Here is a 16170-nt window from a genome sequence, read left to right as displayed (position 1 = left end):
AACTTATGTTTCCGGGCTTTGGTACTTTGGTAAACGCAAGCTTGATAGTTGTGGGATCTTTTTTGGGTATTAAGGCACAGCGTTATATTCCTTGCAGTATTAAAGAAGGGACTATGAACGCCATAGGACTTTTCACTCTCATGTTGGGAATAAAGCTCCTTTATGAAAACAGACCAGAAACGCTGAAGGTGTTTTTTCTTCTGATGGTGGGCTCCATCTTTGGACATGGGATAAAGTTAGAAGAGAGGCTTCATAGACTTTTAAAAGGTAGTGAATCCACGAAAGGTTTCATAACTGCTTCTTTGCTTTTCACTGTAGGACCCATGACACTTTTAGGGTGCATTTTAGAAGGCTCAAAAGCAGATAGTAGTCTTTTACTCTCTAAGGCTTTTATGGACGGTTTTTCTTCTATCATCTTAGCTTCTTCTATGGGAAAGGGCGTAGCTTTCTCAGCTCTTTTTGTTTTAGTCTTTCAGGGCACGCTAACCCTTCTTGCTTTTTACTTGGGCGGTTTTATTTCCCAAAGCTCTATGGCAAACACACTCTTTATAGGAGGTGGGCTTATAATACTCACATCTGCTAAGATATTCGGACTTTTGGAAAAGGTTAAACTGCTCAACATGGTTCCCTCTTTAGTGATAAGTCTGTTTGTGTGAGCTATAATTTTCATGGGTTGTACATGCCAGAACACTTTGCGGAAGAACTGCTAAAAAACTTTCTTAAGGAAGACATAGCCACAGGTGACATAACTACAGAGGGTGTGTGTAGAGGAGAAAAGGCTATAGGTACCATAAAAGCCAAAGAGGAGGGTATGCTTGCTGGAATGCCTTTTGCTATAAGGGTTTTTGAACTTCTCGGAGATGTTAAAGTTATTTATGCAAAAACTGACGGAGAGAGCTTTCAAAAAGGAGAAACTCTAATGACCCTTGAAGGTCCTGCAGAGGTCCTGTTGAAGGGGGAAAGAACCGCTTTAAACATACTTCAGAGGTTAAGTGGGATAGCCACACTGACCAATAAGATAGTTAAAGAGCTTAAAGGTACAAACATTGAGCTCTTGGATACAAGGAAGACTACACCCGGTTTTAGGTACTTTGAAAAGTACGCGGTAAAAGTAGGTGGTGGTAAAAACCATCGCTTCGGACTGTATGACATGGTTTTAATAAAGGATAACCACAAAAAGGTTGCAGGTAGCTTAAGGGAGGCGGTAAGAAGAGTAAAGCAGATGGTAGGACCGGCCTATAGAGTAGAGGTGGAGGTAGAGAGTTTAGAAGAACTCTCAGAAGCTCTGAGCTGTGAGGTAGATGTGGTTATGCTTGATAATTTTAGCCCAAAGGATGTCAGAAGAGCAGTGGAATTGGTAAAGGGTAAAGTCAAAGTGGAAGTTTCTGGCAACATAACGCCCGAGAACATAAAGGAGTATGCAATAGAAGGAGTCAATTACATATCATGCGGTTTTATAACTCATTCTGCAAAATGGATTGATATGAGCATGAAGATAGAAAGGTGTGGAGACGAGGGGATTTGAACCCCCGACCTCCTGCTTGCGATGCAGGCGCTCTCCCGCTGAGCTACGTCCCCTTATCTAAGCTCAGGATATATTCAAGACAAGTCCTGACGCCAAAGCCGGTAGCACCTTTTGAGTAGTATCCAAACTCTTCCTTAAGGTATGCAGGACCTGCTATATCAAGGTGTATCCACTTTATACCTTCACCCACAAACTCCTCAAGGAACATGGCTGCGGTTATAGCACCTCCGTACCTACCACCTGTATTTACTATGTCCGCATCGGACTTTTTTATCTTCTCTTTTAGCTTTTTGTCATCCATGGGAAGTTTCCAAAGTCTCTCCCCCGTCTCTTTAGATATTTCAAAAAGCTTGTTTCCAAACTCATCGTCGTTGGTAAATAGCCCCGCAGTGTACTCTCCCAAAGCTACTATGCAAGCTCCTGTAAGGGTTGCCATGTCTATGATGTAAGAGGGTTTAAGGTTGGAAGCGTAGTGAAGTGCATCTGCAAGTGTGATCCTTCCCTCTGCGTCTGTGTTGTCCACCTCAATGGTCTTTCCGCTCATAGTTTTTATGATGTCATCGGGTCTGTATGCGCTACCGCTTGGCATGTTTTCCGCAGCACCAATTATACCGTGCACTTCTATTTGAGGCTTTAGCTGAGCAAGAGCCTTCATTATACCCAAAACAGCGCAAGCTCCAGACTTATCCATCTTCATAGTCCTCATGTAATCGCCAGTCTTTATGTTGAGCCCACCGCTGTCAAAGGTAAGCCCCTTACCCACAAGAGCTATTCTGTCTTTTGGCTCTCCCTGAGGTTTGTATGTTAGGTGTATGAACCTTGGAGGTGTGGAAGAACCCTTACCTACGCTCCAAAGAGCGTGCATACCCATCTCTTGAATCTGCTTCTCATCGTAAATTTTGCATTCAAGCCCGTAATCCTGAGCGAGCTTTTGTGCTATCTCTGCAAGTGTTATGGGATTTATTACATTTCCAGGTTCGTTTACCAAGTCTCTGGCAAAGGTCTGCGCATCTGCAAAAACAGTACCTACCCTTATACCTTCTTTATCTCCACCGTAGAGCATCACTTTATCTACACGAAAAGAGTTCTCTTTGCTGGTTTTATATTTGTCAAAGCTGTAGTTTCCCAGCAAGAGCCCTTCGGTTATGGCTTTGCTTCTCTTGTAATCCAAGTTCTCCCCTGCGTAAAGGTGTGCGGTAGGAACTTTGTCCTTTCTGAGCCTCTTAACAAAGATAGCAGATGCCCTTCTATAATCGTCAAAGCTAACCTTGTCCTTTTTGCCCAGCCCTACTACATAGAAAGTTCTTACCTTATCTCCATCTAACACAGGCACCTTAGCTATGGTGTCTTCCTTACCCTTGAAGTCCTCCACCGAGAGGATTTTTTCTATAACTTTTGCTAACTCTCCCGCATACTCAAGATGCCCAAAGTCTTCTTCAAAAACAAAGATCCCAACAGGAAGGTCTTTTATAGATTCGTAAGGTTCCCTGTAAGAAATCACTTCCATGATGCATCCTCCTCAGTGTTTGCCATCTCTCTCTTTAGTGCTACCTTACCGGTTCTTGCCATTTCCATTATGCCAAAGGGTTTTACAAGTTCCAAAAAGGCGTTTATCTTGTCTTCTGTACCTGTTATTTCAACAGTATAGGTGCTTTGGGATACATCCACTATCCTACCTCTGAATATCTCGGTAATCCTAAGCACCTCGTCCCTGGCTCTGGGTGTGGAGGTGTGAATCTTGATAAGAGCAAGCTCTCTCTCTATATGAGGCGTATCTGTTAGATCCCTTACCTTTATAGTGTCTATGAGCTTTCTAAGTTGTTTTACTACTTGATCTATTACTACATCGTCTCCTATAACCTCTATAGTCATTCGGGAGAGTCCTTTTTCGTGCGTCTCACCAACTGATAGACCTTCTATGTTATAACCCTTGCCAGCTATAAGCGTGGCTATCCTTGCCAAAACACCAAGTTCATTTCTTACAAGCAGTGTTATTATGTGTTTTCTAACACTACCTTTTTTTGTCTCTCTGAGCATAGGCGTGGGAGCTTTAATTGAGTTTAGTTCATTCATTACAGATACCTCCTTACCCTACAAGGTACATGGTGTCTGCATCAACGCTCTTCTTCCCATCTTCGAGGATCATCTCCCTGTAAGACTTGCCCGCCGGAACCATAGGAAGGACATTTTCTTCTCTGTCTACATGAAAGTCAAGAAGTACAGGTTTGTCTTGGATCTTCATAGCTTCCTCAATTATCTCTCTCACTTCCTTGGGTTTTTCCGCCCTAAAGCCTACCGCACCGCATGCTTCTGCAAGTTTTACAAAATCAGGTTGTATGCTAAGGTCTACTTCTGAATAGCGCTTTTCGTAAAAAAGTTCCTGCCACTGACGTACCATCCCCAAGTATCCGTTATTTATTATAGCTATCTTTACAGGCACTTTGTACTGCACCGCAGTTATGAGCTCCTGCATAGTCATCATAAAAGAACCATCACCGTCTATCACAAAAACCTCTTTTTCTGGTCTTCCTATCTTAGCACCTATACCTGCAGGAAGACCAAAACCCATAGTTCCCAAACCACCCGAGTTTATAAACTGTCTTGGGAATGAATACTTGTAGAACATGGCAGCCCACATCTGATGCTGTCCCACGCCTGTGGCTATAATGGCATCTCCTTTGGTAGCTTTCCATATTTCTTCAATAACATACTGGGGTTTTATGACTTTATCAGAGTTTCTGTAAGTGAGGGGGTGTAGCTTTTTCCACTTTTCTATCTGCTCTATCCACTTTTGTCTCTCTTCTGGGAATAGGATCTTGGCACCTTCTTTTTTTATCTCTTCAATGAGCTTTCTGAGGACTACCTTCACATCACCTACTATGGGAACATCCACCACTATGTTCTTGGATATGGATGCAGGGTCTATGTCTATGTGTATGATACTCGCCTGAGGAGCAAACTCCTCTATTTTTCCTGTGACTCTGTCATCAAACCTTGCACCCACCGCAATAAGAAGATCACAGTTATAAACCGCCATGTTAGCGTAGTATGTGCCGTGCATACCAAGCATGTGAAGTGCCAGAGGATGTAGCTCTGGGAAAGCACCCTTGCCCATGTTGGTGGTAGTAACGGGTATTTTCATAAGCTCTGCGAGCTCCACAAGTTCTTTTTGAGCCTCTGAATGAACCGCACCACCTCCCACATAGAGAACGGGTCTTTTTGCGGACATGATGAGCTTTGCTGCTTTCTTTATCTGTTGGGGATTACCTTCTGTGTGGGGTTTGTAGCCTGGCAGAGAGTTCTTTACTTCATCTAAGGAGGGAATTTTTACATCAGAGAGCTTTTGGGTGATGTCTTTGGGTATATCTACAAGCACTGGTCCTGGTCTTCCTGTCCTTGCTATGTAAAAGGCTTGGCGCAGTATCAAAGGAAGGTCCTCTATCCTCTTTACTAAAAAGTTATGCTTAGTTATGGGTCTTGTGATACCTACTATATCCACCTCCTGAAAGGCATCGTTTCCTATAAGATGCGTAGGCACCTGTCCTGTGATAAAAACCACCGGAACAGAGTCCATATAAGCATCTGCTATTGCGGTCACCAAATTGGTGGCACCCGGACCTGATGTGGACATGGCAACACCTACTTTTCCTGTAGCTTTTGCGTAACCTTCTGCCATGTGTCCTGCGCCCTGTTCATGCCTTGTAAGTATGTGCTTTATGCCTCCGTCTCTGTAGAGAGCATCGTAGACCTCCATTATGGCACCACCGGGGTGTCCAAATATGTACTCAACACCTTCCTCTTTCAGAACTTCTATAACTATGTCCGCTCCTTTCCTTGTCATAACGAAACCTCCACTTTTTCGGAAATATAAAAGTATAAAATATAAAACTTTTGTGAAGATGGGTTTAAGAAATTCTCAGTAAAACCTTGAGGGCAACAGGGGAAAGGAAGGTGGTTATTCCTATCACAAATACTGTCATGGCATAAACAAGTGGATCAAAAGCGCCAGACTTCCTTCCAAGCTCTGCGAATATAAGACCCACCTCACCTCTGGGTAGCATGGAAAATCCTACAAGAAGCCTTTCCCTTAAACTTCCCTTGACTATAAAACCACTAAGGACTTTACCTGCAACTGCTACCATAAGTATAAGGAAAGACATAAGCCAAAACATATAAGAGCTAAGGTTTATGACTCTTAGGTTCATCTCAAGTCCCACATAGACGAAAAATATGGGTGTTAGTATCCACACCAAGGGTGTGATGGTCTGCTCTATTTTGTGAGTCAATTTCTCATCAGTTTTTGGAAGAAGAGCAAAAGGTAAAGAGAAACTTCTTGAGAGAGCAAGGCCTGCGGTAAAAGCTCCCAGTATCTCTGGAGAGCCTACTTTATGTGCCAAAAAGGCAAAGAGGAAGATAAGGGATAATACTGCAGGTGGTATAAAGTCTTCTGTACGAAGAAACACCGATAAAGTCTGTATAATCTTTGCCAATGTTTGCGCAAGTATGGGAGAAAGTATAAAAAATGTGGTTATGTAAAGCATCAGTGTGGTTGTAGCATCAAGTTTTACTACACCTCCTTTTGAGAACTCGTAAAGTCCTGCAAGGAGAACCACACCTAATACATCATCAAGCACCGCAGCACCAAGCACTATCTGAGCAAACCGTTCCTTCATCTTACCAAGTTCTTCAAGCACTTTTACGGTTATACCTATGCTGGTTGCGGTTAGTGTTCCCCCTATGAAAAGACTGGTCAGTAGAGGAAGGTTTAAAAAGTAATAAGAGATGATGGTTCCTAGAGCCATAGGTAAAAAAGCTCCTACAAAGGCAACAAGAAAGGCAAAAATACCTACCTGTTTTAGCCTCTGTAAGTCAGCTTCCAAACCCACATTAAAAAGCAAAAGTATCACGCCTATCTCTGCAAGAAGTTTTATAATCTCGTTAGGCTCTATGATACCCAACGCACTTTTGCCTAAAAGTATCCCTACGAGTATCTCGCCTATAACTGAAGGTATGCCAAGTCTGGAAAAAGTATCTCCCACGATGCGACCAAGAAAAAGAATTAGCGCAAGATGAAGAAAAACTGTGTGAAGGTCCATAGTTTACACCTGAACCTTGAGCTTTTCGTCTATGTCATGCTGTATTAGAGCTTCTATTATTTCGTCAAGCTTTCCTTCAAGTATATCGCTTAGTTTGTAAAGAGTAAGATTTATCCTGTGGTCTGTCACCCTGCCCTGTGGAAAGTTGTATGTTCTTATTTTCTCACTTCTTTCCCCTGTACCTACCTGTGTTTTCCTTTCTTTGGCTATCTCTTCCTCCTTTTGTCTTTCGTAGTAGTCTTTGAGCCTTGCATAGAGTATCTTTAGAGCTTTTTGCTTGTTTTGAAACTGGGACCTCTCATCTTGGCAGACAACTGTTATACCTGTAGGTATGTGAGTTACCCGGACCGCGGTCTCTGTTGTGTTCACATACTGCCCTCCTGCACCACTTGCCCTAAAGGTTTCTATCTTAAGGTCCTGTGGGTTTATTTCAAGCTCCGTTTCGTCCACCTCAGGAAGAACTGCCACAGTTGCAGTAGATGTGTGTATTCTTCCTCCTGATTCGGTACGAGGTATCCTTTGGACTCTGTGTACCCCGCTTTCGTATTTGAGCCTTGAATAAGCTCCTTGCCCTTCTACAAGCGCTATGACTTCTTTGTATCCGCCAAGCCCAGTTCTGTTGGCACTAAGTATGGTGAACTTCCACCCCTTCTCTTCCGCATACTTTTGGTACATGTTAAGTAAGTCTGCTACGAAAAGAGCAGCTTCTTCACCACCTACTCCCGCCCTTATCTCTATGATCACATTCTTTTCATCCCTTTCATCCTTTGGTAGCATAAGCACTCTTAAACGCCTTTCTGTTTCCTCCGCCTCCTTTTCTAACCTCTTTATCTCTTCCTTAGCCAGTTTTTCAAACTCCTCAGATTTTAGAAGTTCTTTAGCATCTTCCAGGTCCTTCTGTATCTTTTTGTATTTCCTGTAGGTTTCTACAACTTCCCTTATGTCCTTTATTTCTTTACTGAGCTTTGCAAACTCCCTTCTGTCCTGAAGCACTTCCTGAGAGGTCAGTTTATTTTGAATCTCTTCGTACTTCTTCTCTAAAGCTTCTAACTTTTTTTCTAACTCTGGAGGAAGCATCACTCCTCTTTTGCACTTCCTGTAAGCTCAAGATAATAAGGTTTTATTCTAAGCTTACCTGTATAGAAAGGATGGCACATGTTGCAAGTTTCAAGATAAACAGTACCACCCTTTGTGGAAAGCAAAGTGAAAGTGTTTCCACATCCACACACGAAAGTTGTGGGTTTTAGCTCTGGATGAATACCCTTTTTCATTGTTATACCTCCGCAAAGGTGCTATTATATATCAGTTCTTTTAGTCTATCAACAGCCTTGCTTATAGCCTCTACCTTTGTGCCGCCTCCTTGAGCCAAGTCTTCTCTTCCACCTCCACCACCTCCTAACAGAGCTCCTATGTCCTTTATCATCTCTTTGGCTGATAGCTTTTTAGTAAGATTTTTGGAAAGCGCCAACAGTGTAGAGAGTTTATCGCCTTTTTTACTTACCAAGAAAATTACACAGTTTCCACAAGAGTTTCTAATGGCATCTGCAGAGCCCCTAAGATCATCAACGTCTACATCTTCAAAAATAGCCCAATAGAGCTTTATACCTTTTACATCTTCCTCCCTGAGTTCCCTTTTCATCTTCTCCTTTAAAAGAAGTTCCTTTAGTTTAGCTAATTCTTTCTCTTTTTCTTTTATCTGCCTTTGTAGTCTTTCAACGGCGTCAAGAAGTTCTTCCTGCCTTGCGCCCAAGGTGGCACTAAGATCCTCAAGAAGTTTGTGCTCTTCAAAGGCTTGCTTCACCGCCCATCTTCCCGTTCTTGCTATAATCCTTCTTACTCCGGCACCCACAGAAGACTCTGATATGATCTTGAAATACCCTATGTCTCCTGTTCTGTCTACATGAGTTCCTCCGCACAGTTCCTTTGAAACATCACCTACCGTTATTACTCTTACTCTGTCGCCGTACTTTTCCTCAAAGATAGCTATAGCGCCTTCTTTTATAGCCTTTTCGTAGTCCATCTCCTGGATGTTTACCTCGTAGTTTTTGCGTATGTGTTCGTTTACCTTTTCTTCTATGAGGGCGATCTGTTCCCAACTTAAAGCTTCGTAGTGAGTAAAATCAAATCGGAGGTACTGATCGCTTACCAAAGAACCAGCCTGACGCACATGCTCACCTATGGTTTGCCTGAGCACAGCGTGAAGAAGGTGCGTAGCAGTGTGATTTCTTCTTATATCTTCCCTCCTCTCCACATCAATACTGGCATAAACTTCGTCTGAAACCTTTATACTTCCCTTTATCACCTTTCCTATGTGTAAGATTACTCCTTCAACAGGTGATTGGGTATCATCTACTACAAAATAAGAGCTCTCTCCCTTTATGAGTCCTCTATCACCTACTTGTCCTCCTCCCTCTGGGTAAAAGGGTGTTTCCGCAAGAAGGATCTCTCCCTCCTCACCTTCTTTAAGCTCTGATACCAGCTCGTCTTTTTTGACTATGGCTATGACCCTACTAATGGTAGACTGCTGACTGTAGCCCACGAATCTGGAGGTTTTGCCCAGATCCTTAAGATGCTGATAGATGGGTTTTACCTCTTTGGAAGATATCTTGAAGTGTTTTCTTGCCTTCTCTCTTTGCACCTGCATTTCCTTCTTAAAGCCTTCCATATCTATGACGAGACCTCGTTCTTTTGCCATATCTTCAAGCATGTCTAAAGGGAAGCCGTAAGTATCATACAGGGAGAAAACATCGGAACCCTTCAGAACACGGTCTTGTATGGATTTTTCCATAATCTCTTCCACCACTGGCATGGCGTTTTTGAGAGTGTGTATAAACCTTTCTTCTTCCGCTTTTACAACACCTTTCACATAGTCTGCGCTCTGCTCAAGTTCTGGATAAGCTCTTTTCATAATACTTACGACCAGATCTACACCCTTGTGCATAAAAGGTTCTTGTATGCCAAGTTTGTAGCCATACCTTAAAGCCCTTCTTAAAATTCTTCTTATAACATATCCCCTGCCTATGTTAGAAGGCAGAACACCGTCAGATATGGCAAAGGTGATAGCCCTAAGATGGTCCGCTATAACTCTTAATGCCACATCTGTCTCAAAACTCTCACCGTAGGTTTTTGAAGATAGCTCTTCCCCAAAAGCTATAAGAGGTCTTATAATGTCTATTTCGTAATTGGTTTTGGTCCCCTGTAGTACACTGGCTATACGCTCAAGTCCCATTCCTGTATCTATGTTAGGCTTAGGAAGGGGCGTTAGATTTCCCTTCTCATCTTTATTGTACTGCATGAAGACGAGATTCCATATCTCCAGATACCTCTCACCGCCTTCACCTTCGCCTCTATCGTAGTGTATCTCCGAAGAGGGACCACAAGGACCTGTTTCTCCCATTTGCCAGAAGTTATCCTCCTCACCCATCTTCCATACGTGATCTTCTGGCAGACCTATGTGGTCTGTCCATATTCTGTAGGCTTCTTCGTCATCTTTGAATACTGTTATGTAGAGTTTTTCCTTTGGTAGTTTGAGATGTTCTGTCACAAACTCCCATGCGTACTCTATAGCTGTCTTCTTAAAGTAATCTCCAAAAGAGAAGTTGCCCAACATCTCAAAAAAGGTGTGATGTCTGGAAGTATAACCTACACTCTCAAGGTCGTTGTGCTTTCCAGAAACGCGCAAACACTTCTGACAAGACACAGCTCTTGTATAGGGTCTTTTTTCTATACCCAAGAAGACATTTTTGAAAGGCACCATGCCTGCGTTCACAAAAAGGAGTGTGGGGTCAGACTCAGGTACTAACGGAGCACTTCTTACTCTTGTGTGCCCTCTCTTCTCAAAAAAGCTAAGAAACAGTTCTCTTATCTCGTCAGTGGAAAACATGGCTATAAATTATAAACTACTTCCCGTATCAGCTCTTTTGCGCTCTCTACGGTTTTTTCTGAAACTATACCCATTAGACGGGCTATTTCTTTTATCCTGTCTTCGCCTTTTAACTCTTCTATCCTTACAAAAGCCATGTTGCCTATAAATTCTTTTTTAGTCAGAATATGTCTGTGAGAAGCGCTCGCTATAGCAGGAGAGTGGGTTATTACTATGATTTGCATGCTTTCGGAGAGCTTTCTGAGCAATCTTGCAAGCTTTACAGACGCTTCTCCGCTTATACCCGTGTCTATCTCATCAAGCACATAAGTCTCTGTAGATGGAGACAAAAGAAACAGAGAAAGAGCTAATCTTGAAACCTCTCCCCCAGAGGCTACCTCCTCTAAGGGTTTTTCATCTCTGCCGTAAGATGAAAAGAGGAACTCTATGTCCTCACTTCCGTATCTTCCCTCTTGGGATATAAAGTTCACCTTAAAAACCGCCTTTTCTAAACCTATGTCTTTGAGTGTTTCCATTACCTTACTTTCAAAGGCATCTTTATAAGAGAGCCTCCTCTCTGATAGTATTTGGCCTAAATGTTTCAACTTTTCTGTAAGTTCCAGGATTTGCTCTTCTAAAAGGCTTTTGTCTTCCTCTTCCTCTAAGCTTTTTATCTGGGATTGCAGGCTTTTTGCGTATTTAAGTATTTCTGAGTAGTTCATACCGTAGCGTCTTTCAAGTTTTTGTACCTCATAGACCTTCTCGTTAAGCCTGTTTATCTCTTGAGAGTCCAGATCAAGAAGTTTGGTACGAAGGGTGCGTTCTAAATATCTCAGTTCTTCCACCATACCTTCTACGCTTCTTACAAAGGATTCAAGAGATTTATCGTAAAGGGACAGCTGTGCAACGGTTTTTTTCAGGTCAAGCAGTTTGTCTATAAGCCCACCTTCCACAAAATTAGACAGAGCGCGCCCTACAAGCGTGTTTATCTTTTCCATACTGCTTAGCATGCTTAGTCTTTCTTTTATGTTTTCATACTCCTGAGCGGTTAGCCCAACGCTCTGTATGTCTCTTAGCTCCTCACGCAGGATCTGTAGCCTAATGGCTCTTTCACGCTGTCTTTGGGTCCAATCCATTAGCTTTTCTTTGAGTTCTTCAAGTTTTGAGTAAAGCACTTCGTACTCTTTCCTTAGCTCCATCACTTGCGAAAACCTATCGTAGGTATCCCTTTGAAAGTCTCTTCTGAGGATCTTTAGCCTGTCGTTCTGTCCTTGAAGGAGCACCATCTGAGAAACTATGTCCTTTACTACCTTTTGCACGCTTCCCACACCGTTCAGATAATACCTGCTTCTACCCTTCTTTATCTCCCTCCTGACAACAATGTGCTCTCCATCTTTGAAAAATTCCACCTCAACCGCTGTTCCTTCTGGATACTCATTTTGCTGACCCATGAGGAAAAGTAGAGATGACACCGTTAGAGACTTCCCTGTGCCAGACTCACCAGTGATCACATTCAGACCCTTTTCAAACTCTACCTCTTGGTCCTTTATTAGAAAAAAATCCTCTAAGCTTATACGGATCAGCATGGTATAATTTTTATAAAGTTATACAAGGAGGTTTATTATGGCAACACTTACCTACGAAGAGGCTTTGCAACTTCTGAGAGAACATATAAAAGGTTTCGAAGCAAGCGCCAAGATGGAAGAGATAGGAGTAGTTTACTATGTGGGTGATGGTGTTGCAAGAGCTTACGGACTTGATCATGTGATGGCAAACGAGCTTGTAGAGTTTGATAGTGGAGTTATGGGTCTTGCTTTTAACTTAGAAGAGGACAATGTGGGTATCATAATCCTTGGAAGTGAAAGCGGTATAAGAGAAGGTTCTATAGTAAAAAGGACTGGAAGGATACTTGATGCCCCTGTAGGTGAAGGACTCATAGGCAGAGTTATAGACCCTCTTGGAAACCCTCTTGACGGAAAGGGTCCCATAAAGTACGAATATAGATCACCAGTTGAGAAGATAGCGCCCGGTGTAGTCAAAAGAAAGTCTGTTCACGAACCCCTTCAAACAGGTATAAAAGCCATAGACGCCATGATCCCCATAGGAAGAGGACAGCGTGAGCTCATTATAGGTGATAGGTCAACTGGAAAGACCACTGTATGTATAGATACTATACTTAACCAAAAGGATACGGATGTTTATTGTATATATGTAGCTGTAGGACAGAAGCGTTCAACTACCGCAAGGATCATAGAACTTCTTGAAAAGCATGGAGCTATGGAATACACATGCGTGGTGGTAGCTTCTGCAACAGACCCAGCATCTTTGCAGTATCTTGCCCCCTTTGTAGGATGTACCATAGGTGAGTACTTCAGAGACACAGGAAGACACGCCCTTGTTATATACGATGACCTCTCAAAACACGCAGAAGCTTACAGACAGCTTTCCCTTCTTATGAGAAGACCCCCCGGAAGAGAGGCATACCCTGGAGATGTGTTTTATTTGCACTCAAGGCTTTTGGAGCGCGCTGCTAAACTAAACGACGAACTTGGAGCAGGCTCACTGACTGCTCTTCCCATAATAGAGACAAAAGCGGGAGACGTGGCAGCATACATTCCTACCAACGTTATATCCATAACGGATGGACAGATATACTTAGAGCCAGACCTTTTTAACAAGGGTGTGAGACCTGCCATAAATGTAGGCCTTTCCGTTTCTCGTGTAGGAGGTGCAGCGCAGATAAAGGCTATGAAACAAGTAGCAGGTACTCTTAGGCTTGATCTTGCTCAGTTCAGAGAGTTAGAAGCTTTCGTACAGTTCGCTTCTGAACTTGACAAAGCAACCCAACAAACCATAAACAGGGGACTCAGGCTCGTAGAACTTCTCAAACAGGAACCCTACAGTCCGATACCTGTGGAGAAACAGATAGTAGCCATATATGCAGGCACAAATGGATATCTTGATGACATACCCGTTGAGGCCGTGAGAAAGTTTGAAAAAGAACTTTACGCCTACTTGGACAGAGAGAGGCCAGATGTACTCAAAGATATAAAGGAGAAAAAGGCTTTAGATGATGACCTCAAAAGAAAGATAGAGAATGCTCTTAAAGACTTCAAATCTAAGTTCATACCTTGAAGGTTTATGTGGGATGTAGTGGCTTTTCTTACGAAGAGTGGAGGGGGGTGTTTTATCCCCCTACTTTGAAAAAAGAGGAGTTTATAGTCTACTATTCTAAATTTTTTCATGTAGTAGAACTAAACTTCTCTTTTTACTCTTTTCCCAGCAGAGGGACCATAAAGAGCCTCATATTAAGGACAAAAGAGTTGAAGTTTTCTGTAAAAGCTCACAGAACCTTTACCCATACAAGAAACTACACAAGCCAAGATGCTAAGAAGTTCCTTTACAGTATAGAGCCATTGCTTGAAGAGGACAGGTTTATAGCCATACTTTTCCAGTTTCCCGAGAGTTTTCACCGAAGGGAAGAAAGTTTAGAGTATCTAATAAAACTCTCTAAAGATTTTAGAGGCGTACAGAAGGTCATTGAAGTAAGAAGTAAAAGCTTTAGGAGTGCAGACTTTTATAGCTTTCTTGAGGAGCAGGGTTTTTCACTTGTTAATACGGACGCACCAAAAGACAGCAAGTTTTTAGTAGGACCGTGGGTGTCTGCAGGTGATATAAATTATGTAAGACTTCACGGAAGAGATCCGCTGAAACCTTATGACTACCTTTATTCTCTTGAAGAGCTAAAAAAAATTAAAAGCAAGATAAAGAAGTTGGGAGACAAACCTACCTATGTATTTTTTAACAATACCGCTAAAGGACAGGCTGTTTATAATGCACTGCAGATGAAAATGCTCTTTGGCTTGCAAGTATCTATTCCTAAGAAGATGGAGGACTTTTATAGAGATAGGGAGTGGGAATAGTTTAGTGATATATTGTCAACATTTCTAAAAGGATTATATTAAGTAGAAGGAGGTGAGCTCCTATGGAAGACCTCAGGAAGGATGCGCAAGAACTTTTTAACAAAGCGTACGCTTATCACATGATGGGGGATATCAAAAAAGCAATAGAGTTATACGAGCAGTCCATAGAGATGTATCCTACTGCCATAGCTTATACCTTCCTTGGATGGGCTTACAGCATGTTGGGGGATTACGAAAAAGCTATAGAACTTTGCAAACAAGCCATAGAGTTAGACCCTGACTTGGGAAACCCTTACAACGACATAGGGTCTTATCTTATAGCGCTGGGCAGGTACGAAGAAGCTATCCCTTGGCTCAAAAGGGCCATAACCGCAAGAAATTACGAACCAAGACACTATCCCCACATGAACTTGGCACGTGTTTACCTTGCCATGGGTAAGTTTAAAGATGCCTTAGATGAGCTTGAAAATGTTATAAGACTTGCACCAGATTACAAACCTGCACACCTATTAAAACACCAGATTCTTGCCATGCTCAACTGATAAAATAGTTTTTTATGAGAAAGGGTTTTACACTCATAGAACTTTTGGTAGTTATAGTAATTCTTGGCTTGCTTGCTGCTATAGTGGTGCCGAGGATCACAGGAAGAGTAGAAGAAGCCAAGATAGAAACTACAAAGATCCAGATGAAGGCTATAAAAGATGCCCTTGAACAGTACAAGATAGATAACGGATTCTATCCAACCACTGAACAAGGACTAAAGGCTCTTGTGGAAAAACCTACAACACCACCCATACCACAAAGGTGGAGGCAATACTTGGATAAAGTGCCCAAAGATGGCTGGGACAGGGACTTTATATACCTCTCACCAGGTGTAGGACATCCCTACGAGCTAAAATCTATGGGTCCAGATGGTAAAGATGGTACAGATGATGACATAGATGTGTGGAAACTCTAAAGGCTTTACCCTTTTGGAAGTGCTCGTTGCAACAGTACTTTTAGGCGTATTTTTCAGTGTTCTGTTTGACCTGCTTTCAAACGCAAGGAAGAACTACTACGAATCACAGCTGTTATTTACAGACATGCTCATTTTGAACAACAAGCTCATACTTAATCAAAAAGAGAACCTTGAAGTCAAAAAAGAACCTCTTAAAGATTATCCACAAATAGAGGAGACTACATACTCTTATGGAAAAGCGCAGATCTACATCTACACTCCTAAAAGATAAAAAGGGCTTTACCCTTTTGGAAGTATTAATTGTTCTCATGCTCGTTGGCATACTTTTTGGTGTTCTCTCTTACAGCTTTTACTCTTTCTTGACAAACTCCACAAACCTTTTAGCAGATAGTGAAAAACTCAAGCAAGAAGCGAATCTGCTTCTGGACATACAACGAAAGGTTTTGTCAGCAAAAACCCTTTATATGGAAAAGGACAAACTGTTTATGATTACCTCTGTGGGAGACTACTACGAAGGAGTGGTCAAGTGCGCTTACATATACAAAGATAAAACTCTCTACTACTACGAGTTTCCATACCCTTACGGAGACATAAGGTTTTACGAAGAGGACAAACTTATAAAACTTGGGAGGTTCGATACTTTTTATGTAAAAGCTTACGACAAAGGACAGTTCATTGATTCCTTCCAAGGCATACCGCAAGTAGTTTATGTAAAACTAAACAGCCACGAGCTTTTTATAAAAACCTTAAGCTCTCAGAGAGATTCTTGAACCTTTCTCTCAAACTTGAAACAAACAGAGATGACC

The 16170-nt window shown here is 42.2% G+C and carries 16 protein-coding genes and 1 tRNA gene; 8 read left to right on the top strand and 9 right to left on the bottom strand.

The features are described 5' to 3' along the window. The first annotated feature begins 5 nt into the window (after positions 1-5). Entirely contained in the window at positions 6-656 is a 651-nt protein-coding gene (locus CP948_RS07900; RefSeq protein ID WP_096603135.1) for a DUF554 domain-containing protein, read from the top strand. Continuing rightward, complete coding sequence (nadC, locus tag CP948_RS07895; RefSeq protein ID WP_338033541.1) at positions 653-1525, top strand: carboxylating nicotinate-nucleotide diphosphorylase; 873 nt, start codon at positions 653-655, stop codon at positions 1523-1525. Before CP948_RS07900 ends, nadC begins: the two co-directional genes overlap by 4 nt. Here the strand turns inward: nadC and CP948_RS07890 are convergent. The 9 genes from CP948_RS07890 to CP948_RS07850 form a co-directional block, all read right to left on the bottom strand. Beyond that, positions 1507-1578 (bottom strand) — tRNA-Ala (locus CP948_RS07890). The genes nadC and CP948_RS07890 overlap by 19 nt on opposite strands. Further along, complete coding sequence (locus CP948_RS07885) at positions 1569-3032, bottom strand: leucyl aminopeptidase (RefSeq protein WP_096603130.1); 1464 nt, start codon at positions 3030-3032, stop codon at positions 1569-1571. Before CP948_RS07885 ends, CP948_RS07890 begins: the two co-directional genes overlap by 10 nt. After that, on the bottom strand, positions 3023-3598 hold the full coding sequence (gene ilvN / locus CP948_RS07880; protein WP_096603127.1) for an acetolactate synthase small subunit: 576 nt from the start codon (positions 3596-3598) through the stop codon (positions 3023-3025). The genes CP948_RS07885 and ilvN overlap by 10 nt, the downstream gene beginning before the upstream one ends. 13 nt (positions 3599-3611) lie before the next feature. Beyond that, complete coding sequence (ilvB, locus tag CP948_RS07875) at positions 3612-5366, bottom strand: biosynthetic-type acetolactate synthase large subunit (protein ID WP_096603125.1); 1755 nt, start codon at positions 5364-5366, stop codon at positions 3612-3614. Positions 5367-5430: 64 nt separating this feature from the next. Continuing rightward, a complete protein-coding gene (locus CP948_RS07870; RefSeq protein WP_096603123.1) occupies positions 5431-6621 on the bottom strand; it encodes a cation:proton antiporter in 1191 nt (396 codons plus the stop codon). A gap of 3 nt (positions 6622-6624) precedes the next feature. Next, entirely contained in the window at positions 6625-7698 is a 1074-nt protein-coding gene (gene prfA, locus CP948_RS07865) for a peptide chain release factor 1 (RefSeq protein ID WP_096603121.1), read from the bottom strand. Next, the gene (gene rpmE, locus CP948_RS07860; protein WP_096603119.1) at positions 7698-7892 is read right to left on the bottom strand and encodes a 50S ribosomal protein L31; all 195 of its coding nucleotides are present in this window, start codon (positions 7890-7892) and stop codon (positions 7698-7700) included. The genes prfA and rpmE overlap by 1 nt, the downstream gene beginning before the upstream one ends. A 2-nt stretch (positions 7893-7894) precedes the next feature. After that, positions 7895-10504 carry an alanine--tRNA ligase gene (gene alaS / locus CP948_RS07855; protein ID WP_096603118.1) on the bottom strand — a complete coding sequence of 870 codons (2610 nt, stop codon included), beginning with the start codon at positions 10502-10504 and terminating at the stop codon, positions 7895-7897. Positions 10505-10506: 2 nt separating this feature from the next. Then, a complete protein-coding gene (locus tag CP948_RS07850) occupies positions 10507-12069 on the bottom strand; it encodes an AAA family ATPase (RefSeq protein WP_096603116.1) in 1563 nt (520 codons plus the stop codon). Positions 12070-12106: 37 nt separating this feature from the next. Between CP948_RS07850 and atpA the strand changes: the two genes are divergently transcribed. The 6 genes from atpA to CP948_RS07820 all read left to right on the top strand — a co-directional run bounded on the left by atpA (position 12107) and on the right by CP948_RS07820 (position 16134). Next, positions 12107-13618 carry a F0F1 ATP synthase subunit alpha gene (atpA, locus tag CP948_RS07845; RefSeq protein WP_096603113.1) on the top strand — a complete coding sequence of 504 codons (1512 nt, stop codon included), beginning with the start codon at positions 12107-12109 and terminating at the stop codon, positions 13616-13618. After that, a complete protein-coding gene (locus tag CP948_RS07840) occupies positions 13615-14406 on the top strand; it encodes a DUF72 domain-containing protein (RefSeq protein ID WP_096603111.1) in 792 nt (263 codons plus the stop codon). The genes atpA and CP948_RS07840 overlap by 4 nt, the downstream gene beginning before the upstream one ends. 62 nt (positions 14407-14468) lie before the next feature. Continuing rightward, positions 14469-14948, top strand: a complete 480-nt coding sequence (locus CP948_RS07835; protein WP_096603109.1) for a tetratricopeptide repeat protein — start codon at positions 14469-14471, stop codon at positions 14946-14948. A 14-nt stretch (positions 14949-14962) separates the two neighbouring features. Beyond that, positions 14963-15364, top strand: a complete 402-nt coding sequence (gspG, locus tag CP948_RS07830) for a type II secretion system major pseudopilin GspG (protein WP_096603106.1) — start codon at positions 14963-14965, stop codon at positions 15362-15364. Continuing rightward, a complete protein-coding gene (locus CP948_RS07825; protein ID WP_096603103.1) occupies positions 15348-15635 on the top strand; it encodes a type II secretion system protein in 288 nt (95 codons plus the stop codon). Before gspG ends, CP948_RS07825 begins: the two co-directional genes overlap by 17 nt. After that, positions 15595-16134 (top strand): pilus assembly FimT family protein, encoded by a 540-nt coding sequence (locus tag CP948_RS07820; protein WP_096603101.1) that lies wholly within the window; start codon positions 15595-15597, stop codon positions 16132-16134. The genes CP948_RS07825 and CP948_RS07820 overlap by 41 nt, the downstream gene beginning before the upstream one ends. Positions 16135-16170: the final 36 nt, after the last annotated feature.

Source organism: Hydrogenobacter hydrogenophilus (assembly GCF_900215655.1).
GTDB classification, from domain to species: Bacteria; Aquificota; Aquificia; order Aquificales; family Aquificaceae; genus Hydrogenobacter; species Hydrogenobacter hydrogenophilus.
This window is presented reverse-complemented; position numbering and strand designations above follow the sequence as displayed.

What these genes read in the sequence shown, in the direction of transcription:
- alaS (WP_096603118.1), bottom strand. Translation starts at nt 10,504, where the DNA reads ATGTTTTCCACTGACGAGATAAGAGAACTGTTTCTTAGCTTTTTTGAG.
- CP948_RS07850 (WP_096603116.1), bottom strand. Translation starts at nt 12,069, where the DNA reads ATGCTGATCCGTATAAGCTTAGAGGATTTTTTTCTAATAAAGGACCAA.
- ilvN (WP_096603127.1), bottom strand. Translation starts at nt 3,598, where the DNA reads ATGAATGAACTAAACTCAATTAAAGCTCCCACGCCTATGCTCAGAGAG.
- CP948_RS07825 (WP_096603103.1), top strand. Translation starts at nt 15,348, where the DNA reads ATGTGTGGAAACTCTAAAGGCTTTACCCTTTTGGAAGTGCTCGTTGCA.
- CP948_RS07885 (WP_096603130.1), bottom strand. Translation starts at nt 3,032, where the DNA reads ATGGAAGTGATTTCTTACAGGGAACCTTACGAATCTATAAAAGACCTT.
- CP948_RS07900 (WP_096603135.1), top strand. Translation starts at nt 6, where the DNA reads ATGTTTCCGGGCTTTGGTACTTTGGTAAACGCAAGCTTGATAGTTGTG.
- rpmE (WP_096603119.1), bottom strand. Translation starts at nt 7,892, where the DNA reads ATGAAAAAGGGTATTCATCCAGAGCTAAAACCCACAACTTTCGTGTGT.
- atpA (WP_096603113.1), top strand. Translation starts at nt 12,107, where the DNA reads ATGGCAACACTTACCTACGAAGAGGCTTTGCAACTTCTGAGAGAACAT.
- gspG (WP_096603106.1), top strand. Translation starts at nt 14,963, where the DNA reads ATGAGAAAGGGTTTTACACTCATAGAACTTTTGGTAGTTATAGTAATT.
- ilvB (WP_096603125.1), bottom strand. Translation starts at nt 5,366, where the DNA reads ATGACAAGGAAAGGAGCGGACATAGTTATAGAAGTTCTGAAAGAGGAA.
- CP948_RS07835 (WP_096603109.1), top strand. Translation starts at nt 14,469, where the DNA reads ATGGAAGACCTCAGGAAGGATGCGCAAGAACTTTTTAACAAAGCGTAC.
- CP948_RS07870 (WP_096603123.1), bottom strand. Translation starts at nt 6,621, where the DNA reads ATGGACCTTCACACAGTTTTTCTTCATCTTGCGCTAATTCTTTTTCTT.
- CP948_RS07820 (WP_096603101.1), top strand. Translation starts at nt 15,595, where the DNA reads ATGGAAAAGCGCAGATCTACATCTACACTCCTAAAAGATAAAAAGGGC.
- prfA (WP_096603121.1), bottom strand. Translation starts at nt 7,698, where the DNA reads ATGCTTCCTCCAGAGTTAGAAAAAAAGTTAGAAGCTTTAGAGAAGAAG.